We start from the raw sequence: 12,163 nt of genomic DNA, 5'->3' as shown, positions 1-12,163 counted from the left end.
TCAGCCGGCGAGGCCGACCACGAGCCAGATGAACGCCGCTCCGGCGACCGTGCACAGCAGGGTCGAGCGGGCGGGGTGCTCGTGGTGGGCCTCGGGCAGGATCTCGGCGGCGGCCAGATAGAGCAGCACGCCGCCGAAGAAGCCGAGATAACCGCCGAGCAGTTGCTCCGGAATGGTGAACAGGAGCGTCGAGGCGGCGCCCACCACGGGGGCCGCCGCGTCGGCCAGCAGCATCATCAGCGCCTTGCGGCGGGCGTTCCCGTACAGGCGCGTGATCGTGTACGTGTTGAAGCCGTCGGCGAAGTCGTGCGCGATCACCGCGAGCGCCACGGCGACACCCATGCCGCCGCCCACCTGGAACGCGGCGCCGATCGCGACGCCGTCCATCATGCTGTGCCCGACCATCGCCCCGGCCGCCGTGATCCCGACCTCGGGCGCCCGGCCGCCGTTCTCCGCCCCGCCCGCGCCGTGGGCGGCCTGGCGCTGGGCGAGCAGATGCTCCAATACGTGCGCGGCGAGGAACCCCGCCACGAACAGCAGCAGCGCGGCAGGCACCCCGAACACCGGGCCGTCGGCCGCGTCCAGCGCCTCCGGCAGCAGATCAAGGCCGACCACGCCGAGCATCAGCCCACCCGCGAGACCGAGCACCAGGTGCCGCCGGTCGGTGACCCGCCTCGCGGTCCAGCCGCCGACCAACGTCATCACAAAGGCGCCGAGCGCCACGAACACCGCCATGGGCCCTCCCTAACCCATCCGGTACCCGGAGCGCACATCCGACACCACCCGCACGGGCCCGGCGCGGTGGTCGTCGGCGTCGGCGCCCGCGCCGGAGTGACGTCCGGCGAGGTGCTCGGGCTGGTCCGGGCGGTGCTGGCGGAGGCGGGCGCCCGGCCGGGCGACGTGGCGGCGCTCGCGACGCTCGACGCGAAGGGGCGGGAGCCCGGGATCGTCGCGGCGGCCGGGGCGCTCGGGGCGCCGCTGGTGACGTACGACGCCGGGCGGCTCGCCGCCGTGCCCGTGCCGCATCCGTCGGAGCGGGTGCGCGGCGCGGCGGGTACGCCGTCGGTCGCCGAGGCCGCCGCGCTGGCCGGCGGGGGTGAGCTGCTGGTGCCCAAGCGGACTTCGGTGGGAGCGGGTGGGGGGGCCGGACGGGTGACCTGTGCGGTGGCTCGGGCCGGGTAGGGGGCGGCTGGTCGGTGGGGGTGTGCCTTCTGTTTCGTCTCGCTTCTGGCCGGTTTCGGTTTCGCCTCGCTTCCGTTCGCTTTCAGCTCCTCGCCTTCGCCCGCTTCCGCTTCCGCTTCGGTTTCGCTCTCGCTTTGTTTTCGTCTCCGTTTGCGTTCGCCCTCGTTCTCGTCTCTCCTCGCTCTCCTTCGTGCCGTCCTTTCCGTTCCGTTCCGTACGTTCCCCCGCAAGGAGTCAGTCCCGTGCACACCCCTCCCCCGGCTCTGCTCGCCGCCCTGGAGCAGCGGCTCGATGACGTCCTGGACGGTGCTCCGTACGGGCGGGCCGATGTGATGGTCCTGCTCGTGGGGCGCGGCTCGGCCGACCCCCTGGTCAATGCCGAACTTGTCGCGGCGGCCCGGCTGTTGTGGGAGGGCAGCGGGTTCGCCGGGGTGGAGCCGGCCTTCGTGGCGGGGGCGGTGCCCGATGTGCCGTCGGGGCTCGACCGGTGTGCGGCGCTCGGGGCGCGCCGGGTCGTCGTGCTGCCGTACGAGGCGCCGGTGTCCGTGTCGGATCTGTGCTGGGCGCAGGCGCGGGGGTGGGCCGACGCGCATCCGGAGGTGGCGGTGGTGCGCGGGGTGCGCGGGGCGTTCCCGGGCGGGCCGCCGGTCGCGGAGGGCTCCGGCGCCGGGCCTGATCTGCGGCATCACGGGGATGCCGAAGTGCGGGACGACGGCGAGAAGTTGACCGACCTCGCGGTGAACGTACGTACCGGTACGCCGCCCGCGTGGCTACGGGAGTGCGTCGCCGGTTCCCTGGAGGGTCTCGCGGCGTATCCGGACGGGCGGGCGGCTCGGGCGGCGGTGGCCGCGCGGCACGGGGTGCCGGTGGCGCGGGTCCTGCTCACGGCCGGGGCGGCGGAGGCGTTCGTGCTGTTGGCGCGGGCGCTTCGGGTGCGGCGGCCCGTGGTGGTGCATCCGCAGTTCACGGAGCCGGAGGCGGCGCTGGCGGATGCCGGGCACGCGGTGCGGCGGGTGCTGTTGCGGGAGGCGGACGGGTTCCGGCTCGATGCCTCGCTGGTGCCGGAGGACGCGGATCTGGTGGTCGTCGGCAATCCGACCAACCCGACGTCCGTACTGCATCCCGCCGAGGAGATCGCCCGGCTCGCGCGGCCGGGGCGGGTGCTCGTGGTCGACGAGGCGTTCATGGACGCGGTGCCGGGTGAGCGGGAGTCCCTGGCCGGGCGGACGGATGTGCCGGGTCTGGTGGTGCTGCGGAGCCTGACGAAGACGTGGGGGCTGGCCGGGCTGCGGATCGGATACGTGCTGGCCGGGCCTGAGGTGGTGGCGGCGCTGGAGCGGGCGCAGCCGTTGTGGCCCGTGTCGTCGCCCGCGCTGGTGGCCGCGCGGGCGTGTGTGTCGGCGCGGGGGGTCGCGGAGGCGGCCGACGCGGCGCTGGCGGTCGCCGCGGACCGGGAGTATCTGGTGGGGTTGTTGCGGGAGTTGGCCGGGTTCGGGGTGGTGGTGGCGGGGCCTGCGCGGGGGCCGTTCCTGTTGGTCCGGGTGCCGGGGGCGGCGGCGGTGCGGGAGCGGTTGCGGTCGCCGTCGCGGGGGGTGGGTTTCGCGGTGCGGCGGGGCGATACGTTTCCGGGGCTCGGGGCGGACTGGGTGCGGGTCGCTGTGCGGGACCGGGCGACCAGTGCGGGGTTTGTGGCGGTGTTGCGGGGGGTGCTGGGCGGGGCTTGAGTGCGGCGGGCGCGACGGGGTCGGGGTGGGTGGGCGAGTTCCCGTCCGTCGTGGTTGCTCGCGCCGTTCCCCGCGCCCCTGGTCGGCGATCCAGCGCAGGGCGGCCCCATGCGCCCCATCCGCTCGGCCTTTGGTCCGTCCTGGTTGCTCGCGCCCCCTCCCGGCGCAGGGTGGCTTCCCCGGAGGGGCGCCGCCCCCCAGCGGCGCCCCTCCCCTCCCCCCCCCGGTTTCCCCCCTCGGTCCCCCCGGGGCACCGCTACCCGCGTGAGCGGGTGCGGCGGGTCATGGCTACCGCGGTGCCTCCTGCGAGGAGGAGGGCTAGCGCGCCGCCCGCGATGTAGGGCGTCGTCGAGTTGCCGCCCGTTTCCGCCAGGTCGGCCTTGGGCGCGGTGGCGACGGGGCGGTCCGCCTTGGCGCCCTGCGGTGTGATCTCGTCGTCGGCCGGCTTCGACGGGGCCGGGGTCGACGCCGGCTTCGGGGCCTCGCAGGTGGCGCCGGCCAGTGTGACCTCGCCGTTGACCTCGGCGACGTTGAGCTTCAACGGGTTGACGGAGACCTTGAGTTGCAGCGCGGAGGCGGCCGCCGTGGTCGAGGTCGTCGACGTGTTCGACAGGCCGAGCGAGACCTCGCCGACCCCCGGCACCTTGATCTCCGTGGTGCCGCCCGTGCTCAGCGTCACCTTCTTGCCGAGGACGGTGACGGAGCCCAGCAGGTTCGACTCGGCGACCGGCTTCTTCCCCGCTTCGCACAGCGCCTTCGAGGTGACCTGGTCGACCTCGATCAGGGAGAGCAACGGCAGGCCGGGGACGTGGACCTTGGCGTGGACGAGCTGCGTGAAGCCCTCCGCCCTTCCGGCGTCGACGGTCGCCTTCGCCTTCGCCACGTCCGCGCGGAGCACGCTGAACGGCCGGCCGCCGTCGACGCCGTCCAGGTTCACGGTCAGCGCGGTCTTCTCGGCGCTGGCGGGGGCCTGCACCTCGTTCAGCGCGACCTTCAACGGGACGTTCACGGTCTTGTTGAGCAGTGAGACGTCCAGGCCCGTGCGGAGCACGACCGCGCCGGCCTTGCCTCCGTGGTCGCCCGTCGCGGCGGCCGGGCCCGCGGTCGCGAGCAGGGCGGGCCCGGCGGCGAGCACGGTCGCGACGGCCGACGCGGCGATGCGGCGGGCGGGCGTGCGCAGGGCGGTGGTGACAGTGGAGCTGGGCATGCTGGTGGGACCCCCAGAGAGGACAGAAGCAGGACAGGCGATGAACGAAGCGGGTGTCGCGGGGCTCGGCGCATGGGGACATCACGCGCCGCCGCCGACGCCGTCGACCGGTCATCGATGAAGGAATCTTTACGCACTGAGAGTGAACAGGCGGAAACCTGGGGTGAGTTCACCCCAAAGGGGGGTTTCCGCTCAGGTCTTCGAATCTGGGGGCTCGGTTGTTCCCTCAAGTCACCCTGTTGTCACCCGGACCACCGTGGGGCGCGCGTACGCCGGTTGACAGCGCGGGCGCAGGCAAGTTGTGTGCAACGAGCAGCCGCGCGTGCAGGTAACGCTGCGTCAATGAGCCTATGGGGCGCGGGAGTCGGGGGCGATGCCGCTTCTCCGGCTCTCCGGCGCGCGGCATCCGGTGTCCGGTCCAGGGCCGGCCCTAACCCACCACGTTCCCCCGCAGCACGATCCGGCGGGGCGCCGCCAGTACCCCGATCTCCGTGCGCGGGTCCGTCCCGTACACGACGAGGTCGGCCGGGGCGCCCTCCTCCAGGGCGGGGCGGCCGAGCCAGGCGCGGGCTCGCCAGGTCGTGGCCGAGAGCGCCTCGACCGGGGGGATGCCCGCCTTCACCAGTTCGGCGACCTCGCCCGCGACCAGGCCGTGGGCGAGGGAGCCGCCCGCGTCCGTGCCGACGTAGACGGGGACCCCGGCGTCGTAGGCGGCGCGCACGGTGTCGTAGCGGCGGTCGTACAGCCGCCGCATATGGGCCGACCAGCGCGGGAACTTCTCGTCGCCGCCCTTCGCGAGCTGCGGGAATGTGGCGATGTTGACCAGGGTCGGGACGATCGCGACGCCGCGCTCCGCGAAGAGCGGGAGGAGGTCATCGGTGAGGCCGGTGGCGTGCTCGATGCAGTCGATGCCCGCCTCGACGAGGTCGCGCAGCGAGTCCTCGGCGAAGCAGTGGGCGGTGACGCGGGCGCCGAGCCGGTGGGCCTCGGCGATCGCCGCCTCGACGGGCTCGCGCGGCCAGCAGGCGCTCAGGTCGCCGGTGGAGCGGTCGATCCAGTCGCCGACCAGCTTGACCCAGCCGTCGCCGCGCCGGGCCTCCCGGGCGACGTACGCGACGAGGTCCTCGGGCTCGATCTCGTGGGCGTAGTTGCGGATGTAGCGGCGGGTGCGGGCGATGTGCCGGCCCGCGCGGATGATCTTCGGGAGGTCCTCGCGGTCGTCGATCCAGCGGGTGTCGGAGGGCGAGCCGGCGTCGCGCAGAAGCAGCGTGCCGCGGTCGCGGTCGGTCAGGGCCTGCTTCTCGGCGGTCTCGGCGGGGACCGGGCCGTGGGTGTCGAGGCCGACGTGGCAGTGCGCGTCGACGAGTCCCGGCAGGGCCCAGCCGTCGACCGTGGTCACGTCCAGGCCCGCGGTGACGGGGCGGTCGTAGGTGATCCGGCCGCCGATCACCCACAGTTCGTCGCGTACGTCCTCGGGTCCGGCCAGGACCCGGCCCCTCACGTGCAGCGCTCCCGGCTGGCTCAGCTCACTCATGCGCGAAGCCTATGAGGGGGGTGGGTACGCTCGACAACGGCATCCCGTCCGAACCCGTGAGCGAAGAGAGCACCACCGTGACGCATCCGTTTCTCGATCTGGCCCCCCTGAGCGCCGAGCACTTCGCCGCCGTCGAGGACCGCGTGGCCCGTCTGATGAACACGTCCGCGGACCAGGACGTCGTGATCATGCAGGGGGAGGCGCTGCTGCCGCTGGAGGGGGCGATCCGCGGGGCGGCGGGGCCCGGCACCGTGGCCCTCAACGTGATCACCGGCCCGTACGGGCAGACCTTCGGCGACTGGCTGCGCGACTGCGGGGCGACCGTGCACGATCTGGCGGTCCCCTTCGACGCGGCCGTCACCGCCGGGCAGGTGCGGGAGGCGTTCGCCGAGCACCCGGACATCGACTTCGTCTCGCTGGTGCACGCGGAGGCCGCGACGGGCAACACCAACCCGGTCGGCGAGATCGGTGAGGTGGTGCGGGAGCACGGCGGGCTGTTCTATCTCGACGCCGTGGCATCGGTCGCCGCCGAGCCGGTGCTCCCCGGCGCGTGGGGCGTGGACCTGTGTGTGATCGGCGCGCAGAAGGCGATGGGCGGTCCTGCCGGTGTCTCGGCCGTGTCGGTGAGCGCGCGGGCCTGGGAGCGGATGGCCGCCAATCCGGGGGCGCCGCGCCACTCCTACCTCTCGCTGCTGGACTGGAAGCAGCGCTGGATCGACGGGGGCCGGAAGGCGCTGCTGCACGCTCCGGCGCAGCTGGAGATGCTGGCCCTGGAGGCGTGCGTGGAGCGGATCGAGAGTGAGGGCCTCGACGCCCTGATGGCCCGTCACGCGAGCGCCGCGGCCGCGACCCGGGCCGGGGCCCTGGCCCTGGGCGGCGGACTCGAGCCCTACGTCCGGGAGGCCCGGGACGCCGCTCCGGTCGCCACGACGCTGCGGGCGCCCGCCGGGATCGACGCCCGCGAACTGGTGGCCAGGGCGCTCGCCGCCGATCCGGTGCTGCCTCTGGTCGCGGGCGGCGGCGCGCTGGCCGCGGAGATGATCCGGGTCAACCACTACGGCCCGCAGGCCACGCGCGGTGTCGTGCAGTCCTCGCTGGCCGCGCTCGGCGGGGCGCTCGCGGAGGCCGGGTCCACGGTGGATCTGGAGGGCGCGCGAAAGGCTGTGGCCGGCGCCTGGGCATAACCCATTCCGCCTCCGCACTGGCGCCGCCCTTTCCGGGCGGCGCTTTTCTTTTTCTTCTTTCAGGCATTCTTCAGGTAAATATCAGATGAGCTTCCCGTACTGCTTCTGCCCGCTTTTCGGGGACGTAAACACTAAGATTCCAACAACGGAAAATGACGCAATCCGGACGCTCGGCCGACCGGTCGCAGAGCTGTGACGTACTCCACAATCGCAGTGTTTTGCCCCTTATATTCGTCTCAAATCGGCTTATTTCCCCGCCAGCTCATGCGCGGGCTCACCTGCGCGCGATAACACAGGTCGCCCCCGGTACGTAACCCCCCGCCCAGATGCAATCCCAGAAATTGCTCGGTAAATTCAATTCGCATGACCGCCGCACAAGCGCAATTCCAGCTCGATCAGCCCAGCGTGGCCGATGGCGCCGCGATCTGGCGTATCGCACGTGACTCGAAGGTGCTCGACCTCAACTCCTCCTACAGCTATCTGCTGTGGTGCCGCGACTTCGCCGCCACGTCGGCGGTGGCCCGCGACGAGAACGGGGAGGTCGCCGGGTTCGTCACCGGCTACATACGGCCGGACCGCCCGGGCACTCTGGTCGTGTGGCAGATCGCCGTGGACAGCGCCCACCGCGGGCACGGTCTGGCCGGAGAACTGCTCGACGGCCTGGCCGCCAAGGTGACCGCGGAGCGGCAGGTCACCACGGTCGAGACGACGATCACGCCGGACAACGCGGCGTCCCAGGCGCTGTTCCTCTCCTTCGCCCGCAGGCACGGGGCGGAGGTGGAGCGTCGGGTCCTGTTCGACGCCGGGCTCTTCCCGGACGACGGACACCTGCCCGAGGAGCTGTACCGCATCGGTCCGCTCGCGCCGGCCGCCTAGCCGAACCGGCACCCCCCAAGCCAACCCCCTCAACTCCCCTCCCAAGAGGAGCATTTGCTGTGACCATCACCCAGCCGGACCTGAGCGTCTTCGAGACCCTTGAGTCGGAGGTGCGCAGCTACTGCCGAGGCTGGCCCACCATCTTCGACCGGGCCCAGGGCAGCCGCATGTACGACGAGGACGGCCACGAGTACCTGGACTTCTTCGCGGGCGCCGGCTCGCTCAACTACGGGCACAACAACCCGGTGCTGAAACGCGCGCTCATCGACTACCTGGAGCGCGACGGCGTCACGCACGGCCTCGACATGTCGACGACGGCCAAGCGCAACTTCCTGGAGTCGTTCCAGAACATCATCCTGCGCCCGCGCGACCTGCCGTACAAGGTCATGTTCCCGGGCCCGACGGGCACCAACGCCGTCGAGTCCGCGCTCAAGCTGGCCCGCAAGGTCAAGGGCCGCGAGTCGATCGTGTCCTTCACCAACGCCTTCCACGGCATGTCGCTCGGCTCGCTCGCCGTCACCGGCAACGCGTTCAAGCGGGCCGGCGCGGGCATCCCGCTCGTGCACGGCACCCCGATGCCGTTCGACAACTACCTGGACGGGCAGACGCCGGACTTCATCTGGTTCGAGCGGCTGCTCGAGGACCAGGGTTCGGGGCTCAACCAGCCCGCCGCCGTGATCGTCGAGACGGTCCAGGGCGAGGGCGGCATCAACGTCGCCCGCGCCGAGTGGCTGCGCAAGCTCGCCGACGTGTGCGAGCGCTGGGACATGCTGCTCATCGTCGACGACATCCAGATGGGCTGCGGCCGTACCGGTGCCTTCTTCTCCTTCGAGGAGGCGGGCATCACACCGGACATCGTGACCGTTTCGAAGTCCATCAGCGGGTACGGACTCCCCATGTCCCTCTGCCTGTTCAAGCCGGAGCTCGACGTCTGGGAGCCGGGCGAGCACAACGGCACGTTCCGCGGCAACAACCCCGCGTTCGTGACGGCCGCCGCCGCCCTGGAGACGTACTGGACCGACGGTCCGGCCATGGAGAAGCAGACGCTCGCCCGCGGCCAGCAGATCGACGAGGCCCTCGGCGCGCTGCGTGACGAGTTCCGCGAGGCCACCGTGGAGTACCGCGGCCGCGGGCTCGTGTGGGGGCTCGAATTCCGTGACAAGGAGCGGGCCGACAAGGTCGCCAAGCGCGCCTTCGAACTCGGCCTGCTGATCGAGACCTCCGGCCCCCAGAGCGAGGTCGTCAAGCTGCTTCCGGCGCTGACGATCACGCCCGAGGAGCTGGAGGAGGGGCTGCGCACGCTCACCAGGGCCGTGCGCGAGACCGCCTGACACCCCTCAGGAACGTAGAAGAGAGAGGCAGCGAAACACCGTGATTGTCCGTTCGTTCAAGGAGATCGAGAACACCGACCGCCACGTGAAGTCGGCGTCCGGCACGTGGGAGAGCAAGCGCATCGTGCTCGCCAAGGAGAGGGTCGGCTTCTCCCTGCACGAGACGATCCTCTACGCGGGTACGGAGACCAAGATGTGGTACGCCAACCACATCGAGGCCGTACTCTGCGTCGAGGGCGAGGCCGAGCTCACCAACGAGGAGACCGGCGAGAAGCACTGGATCGAGCCGGGCACCATGTACCTCCTGAACGGCCACGAGCACCACACGCTGCGGCCCAAGACGGACTTCCGCTGCGTGTGCGTGTTCAACCCGCCTGTGACCGGGCGGGAGGACCACGACGAGAACGGCGTCTACCCGCTGCTGACCGAACCCGAGGAGGCCTGATCCCCATGACCGCCATCTCTGCGGACCCCGGCATCACCGATCTGTACCCGACCCGCGGCACCTCCGAGGTGGCCACCCCGCGCGTCGACCCGGTGGTCTGGTCGCCGCCGGGGGCGCGGGGCCCGATCCGTGAGTCGGATCTCGCGGGCTTCGAGCGGGACGGTTTCCTCGCGATCGAGGAGCTGATCGGCGCGGACGAGATCGGCACGTACCAGGCCGAGTTGAACCGGCTGATCACCGATCCGGCGATCAAGGCCGACGAGCGTTCGATCGTCGAGCCGACGTCGCAGGACGTGCGCTCCGTCTTCGAGGTGCACAAGATCAGCGAGGTGTTCGCGAACCTGGTGCGCGACGAGCGCATCGTGGGGCGGGCGCGGCAGATCCTCGGCTCAGACGTCTACGTCCACCAGTCGCGGATCAACGTCAAGCCCGGCTTCGGGGCGAGTGGCTTCTACTGGCACTCGGACTTCGAGACCTGGCACGCCGAGGACGGTCTGCCGAACATGCGCACGGTGTCCGTCTCCATCGCGCTGACGGAGAACTACGACACCAACGGCGGCCTCATGATCATGCCGGGTTCGCACAAGACGTTCCTGGGCTGCGCGGGCGAGACGCCGAGGGACAACTACAAGAAGTCGCTGCAGATGCAGGACGCGGGCACGCCCTCGGACGAGGCCCTCACCAAGTTCGCCGACAGTCACGGCATCAAGCTGTTCACCGGCAAGGCCGGCTCGGCGACCTGGTTCGACTGCAACGCCATGCACGGCTCGGGCGACAACATCACCCCGTACCCGCGCTCGAACGTGTTCATCGTGTTCAACAGCGTGGAGAACACGGCGGTGGAGCCGTTCGCGGCGCCCGTGCGGCGTCCCGAGTTCATCGGAGCGCGGGACTTCACCCCGGTGAAGTGACGCAGTCGTCGCACGTGAGCGGGGGCGGGACCGGATGCCGGTCCCGCCCCCGCTCACGTGTGGGGCCCGGGGCCGTGGTCAGAGCCAGGCGAGGCGGGCGGCCCGGTCGAGGACGCCGCGCACGGTGTCCTCGTCGCCGAGGGCGGCCCTGGGGACGTCCTGCGGGGCGACCCGGCCGCCGATCAGCAGGCAGAAGTCGACGGCGTCCAGGGTGAGTTCGGCGCGTACCGGGGCGCCCTCGGCGCCGAGGACCCACTCCGTGCCCCCGCCGGCGTCCGTGACGGTGAGGGCGACCGGCTCGGCGGCCGGGCCGAGCGCGAGGCCCAGCAGCCGGATACCGAGGCGGACCAGGCGCCACAGGTGGGCGGCGAGTGGCGGCGGAACCGGGCGGCCCAGCGCGCGGCCGATGTCGTCGGCGTGGATCCACGTCTTGAAGGCGCGGACCAGGAAGTGATCGGCGACCGGGAGCCGCGCCCCGGACAACGTGGCGGCGGACGCGGCGAGTTCGGGGTCGCGGGCGGCCGGGGAGGTGAGCAGCGCGGCCGCCTGCAGGCGCCAGGCGGCGAGGGTGGCCCGCGGGTTGCGGGTGCGTTCGTGGGCGATGACGCGGCGGGTGCGGGTGGCCCAGGCGGTGCGCCAACCGGTGTCCCGCGACGTCGGGGCGGCGGCCGGGGCCGGCGGGTCGTTGGCCGGCAGGCCCAGGTGGACGGCGAGGTGCTCGTCGGCCGCGACGAGATGGGCGAGGGTGTCCTGCACGGTCCAGTCGTGGACCACGGGGGTCCGCCAGGCGGCGAGGTCGGGCGCGGCGGCGGGCTCCGGGTCGAGTTCGGCCAGCAGCGCCTGGAGCGCGGCGACCGCGGCGGCGTACGGCTCGGCGTGGGGCGCGGTGCGGGGCACGGCCGGGCGTGCGGCCAGGGCGCGGGCCAGGACGCCGCTCAGCGGGGCGGGCGCGGGCGGGGCGGTGCCGGCGGCCGCCGGGCCGTCCAGGAGCCGTACCGTCCCGGACAGCCGCTCCGCCTCCGCCGCGCACGGGGCGCAGTCCGCCACGTGCCGGGGGACGGCGTCCTGTTCGGAGGCGGGCAGGGCGTGCACGGCCCAGGCGCCGAGGAGTTCACAGACGGCCGCGTGGTCGTAGGCGTCGGTCGCCATCACGCGCTCCTCTCCCTGGGCGGGTCGGGTGGGTCCGCGAGGGTTTCGGCCAGCCGGTGCAGGGCCGTGCGCAGCCGGGTCTTCGCGGTGCCCTCGGGGATCCCGAGCTCCGCCGCCGCTTGACGGTACGTCCGCCCCGCGAAGTACGCCAAGTGGACCACCTGCCGCTGGGGCAGCGGGAGTTCGGCGAGGGCGGCGTGGAGCAGGAGGGCGCGTTCGCGGTCCAGAACCCGTTCGTCGGGGCCCGGATCCCGGGCGGGGACGGCGTGCAGGACCTCGTCGTCCGCGGCGGCCGCCTTGCGGTGGCGGGCCTCGCCGCGCACCCAGTCCACGGCGCGGCGGTGTGCCAGCACGGTCAGCCAGGTGCGGAGCGTGCCGCGGCGGCGCACGTCATAGGCGTAGGGCCGGGCCCAGAGGTGGGCGAAGACCTCCTGTGCCACGTCGGCGGCGGCGCCGGGCTGGTGGGTCACCCGGACGGCGACGCCGCGGACGAGCCCGCCGTAGGTGTCGTACGCCTCGGTGAGCGCGGCCTCGTCGCCGTAGATGAGCCGCTGGTGCAGCTCGGCGTCGGCCGTCGGTCCTGTCCCGTCCTTGCGGGCCACCGGCACCACCACCTCGTA

General features: G+C 72.5%; 12 protein-coding genes and 1 pseudogene. 8 read left to right on the top strand and 5 right to left on the bottom strand.

Features of this window, described 5'->3' with window-relative positions:
• On the bottom strand, positions 1-735 hold the full coding sequence (locus tag ACZ45E_RS36760; protein WP_468229955.1) for a ZIP family metal transporter: 735 nt from the start codon (positions 733-735) through the stop codon (positions 1-3).
• A gap of 66 nt (positions 736-801) precedes the next feature.
• Between ACZ45E_RS36760 and ACZ45E_RS36755 the strand changes: the two genes are divergently transcribed.
• The 3 genes and pseudogenes from ACZ45E_RS36755 (at position 802) to cobC (ending at position 2,906) form a co-directional block, all read left to right on the top strand.
• On the top strand, positions 802-1,182 hold the full coding sequence (locus ACZ45E_RS36755; protein WP_468229952.1) for a cobalamin biosynthesis protein: 381 nt from the start codon (positions 802-804) through the stop codon (positions 1,180-1,182).
• A 332-nt stretch (positions 1,183-1,514) separates the two neighbouring features.
• A pseudogene (locus tag ACZ45E_RS36750) lies at positions 1,515-1,652 on the top strand (sirohydrochlorin chelatase); the annotation flags it as partial.
• Positions 1,653-1,799: 147 nt separating this feature from the next.
• Positions 1,800-2,906 (top strand): Rv2231c family pyridoxal phosphate-dependent protein CobC, encoded by a 1,107-nt coding sequence (gene cobC, locus ACZ45E_RS36745; protein ID WP_468230009.1) that lies wholly within the window; start codon positions 1,800-1,802, stop codon positions 2,904-2,906.
• A 256-nt stretch (positions 2,907-3,162) separates the two neighbouring features.
• On the opposite strand, the gene ACZ45E_RS36740 is transcribed toward cobC, so the two are convergent.
• A complete protein-coding gene (locus ACZ45E_RS36740) occupies positions 3,163-4,113 on the bottom strand; it encodes an SCO1860 family LAETG-anchored protein (RefSeq protein WP_468229950.1) in 951 nt (316 codons plus the stop codon).
• A 430-nt stretch (positions 4,114-4,543) separates the two neighbouring features.
• The gene (locus tag ACZ45E_RS36735) at positions 4,544-5,647 is read right to left on the bottom strand and encodes an amidohydrolase family protein (protein WP_468229947.1); all 1,104 of its coding nucleotides are present in this window, start codon (positions 5,645-5,647) and stop codon (positions 4,544-4,546) included.
• Positions 5,648-5,724: 77 nt separating this feature from the next.
• Here ACZ45E_RS36735 and ACZ45E_RS36730 point away from each other — a divergent pair, with 77 nt between their 5' ends.
• The 5 genes from ACZ45E_RS36730 to thpD all read left to right on the top strand — a co-directional run bounded on the left by ACZ45E_RS36730 (position 5,725) and on the right by thpD (position 10,394).
• Complete coding sequence (locus ACZ45E_RS36730) at positions 5,725-6,831, top strand: aminotransferase class V-fold PLP-dependent enzyme (protein WP_468229944.1); 1,107 nt, start codon at positions 5,725-5,727, stop codon at positions 6,829-6,831.
• A 363-nt stretch (positions 6,832-7,194) separates the two neighbouring features.
• Positions 7,195-7,707: a diaminobutyrate acetyltransferase gene (gene ectA / locus ACZ45E_RS36725; RefSeq protein WP_468229941.1), complete on the top strand. Its 513-nt coding sequence runs from the start codon at positions 7,195-7,197 to the stop codon at positions 7,705-7,707.
• Positions 7,708-7,766: 59 nt separating this feature from the next.
• Entirely contained in the window at positions 7,767-9,038 is a 1,272-nt protein-coding gene (gene ectB, locus ACZ45E_RS36720) for a diaminobutyrate--2-oxoglutarate transaminase (protein ID WP_468229937.1), read from the top strand.
• Between the two features lie 40 nt (positions 9,039-9,078).
• The gene (locus tag ACZ45E_RS36715) at positions 9,079-9,483 is read left to right on the top strand and encodes an ectoine synthase (protein WP_164559138.1); all 405 of its coding nucleotides are present in this window, start codon (positions 9,079-9,081) and stop codon (positions 9,481-9,483) included.
• A gap of 5 nt (positions 9,484-9,488) precedes the next feature.
• Positions 9,489-10,394, top strand: a complete 906-nt coding sequence (thpD, locus tag ACZ45E_RS36710; RefSeq protein ID WP_468229934.1) for an ectoine hydroxylase — start codon at positions 9,489-9,491, stop codon at positions 10,392-10,394.
• Positions 10,395-10,472: 78 nt separating this feature from the next.
• Here the strand turns inward: thpD and ACZ45E_RS36705 are convergent, their stop codons facing one another.
• Positions 10,473-11,543 carry a maleylpyruvate isomerase N-terminal domain-containing protein gene (locus ACZ45E_RS36705; RefSeq protein WP_468229931.1) on the bottom strand — a complete coding sequence of 357 codons (1,071 nt, stop codon included), beginning with the start codon at positions 11,541-11,543 and terminating at the stop codon, positions 10,473-10,475.
• On the bottom strand, positions 11,543-12,157 hold the full coding sequence (locus tag ACZ45E_RS36700) for an RNA polymerase sigma factor (RefSeq protein WP_468229929.1): 615 nt from the start codon (positions 12,155-12,157) through the stop codon (positions 11,543-11,545). The genes ACZ45E_RS36705 and ACZ45E_RS36700 overlap by 1 nt, the downstream gene beginning before the upstream one ends.
• Positions 12,158-12,163 lie beyond the last annotated feature (6 nt).

This window comes from Streptomyces sp. NPDC030991, assembly GCF_055571235.1.
The sequence above is the reverse complement of the archived record's forward strand: the minus strand, read 5'-3'. Positions and strand labels throughout refer to the sequence as shown.

Bases quoted from the DNA above. Each gene is read 5' to 3' on its own strand.
- ectA (WP_468229941.1), top strand. From the start codon at position 7,195: ATGACCGCCGCACAAGCGCAATTCCAGCTCGATCAGCCCAGCGTGGCC.
- ACZ45E_RS36705 (WP_468229931.1), bottom strand. From the start codon at position 11,543: ATGGCGACCGACGCCTACGACCACGCGGCCGTCTGTGAACTCCTCGGC.
- ACZ45E_RS36740 (WP_468229950.1), bottom strand. From the start codon at position 4,113: ATGCCCAGCTCCACTGTCACCACCGCCCTGCGCACGCCCGCCCGCCGC.
- ACZ45E_RS36735 (WP_468229947.1), bottom strand. From the start codon at position 5,647: ATGAGTGAGCTGAGCCAGCCGGGAGCGCTGCACGTGAGGGGCCGGGTC.
- thpD (WP_468229934.1), top strand. From the start codon at position 9,489: ATGACCGCCATCTCTGCGGACCCCGGCATCACCGATCTGTACCCGACC.
- ACZ45E_RS36760 (WP_468229955.1), bottom strand. From the start codon at position 735: ATGGCGGTGTTCGTGGCGCTCGGCGCCTTTGTGATGACGTTGGTCGGC.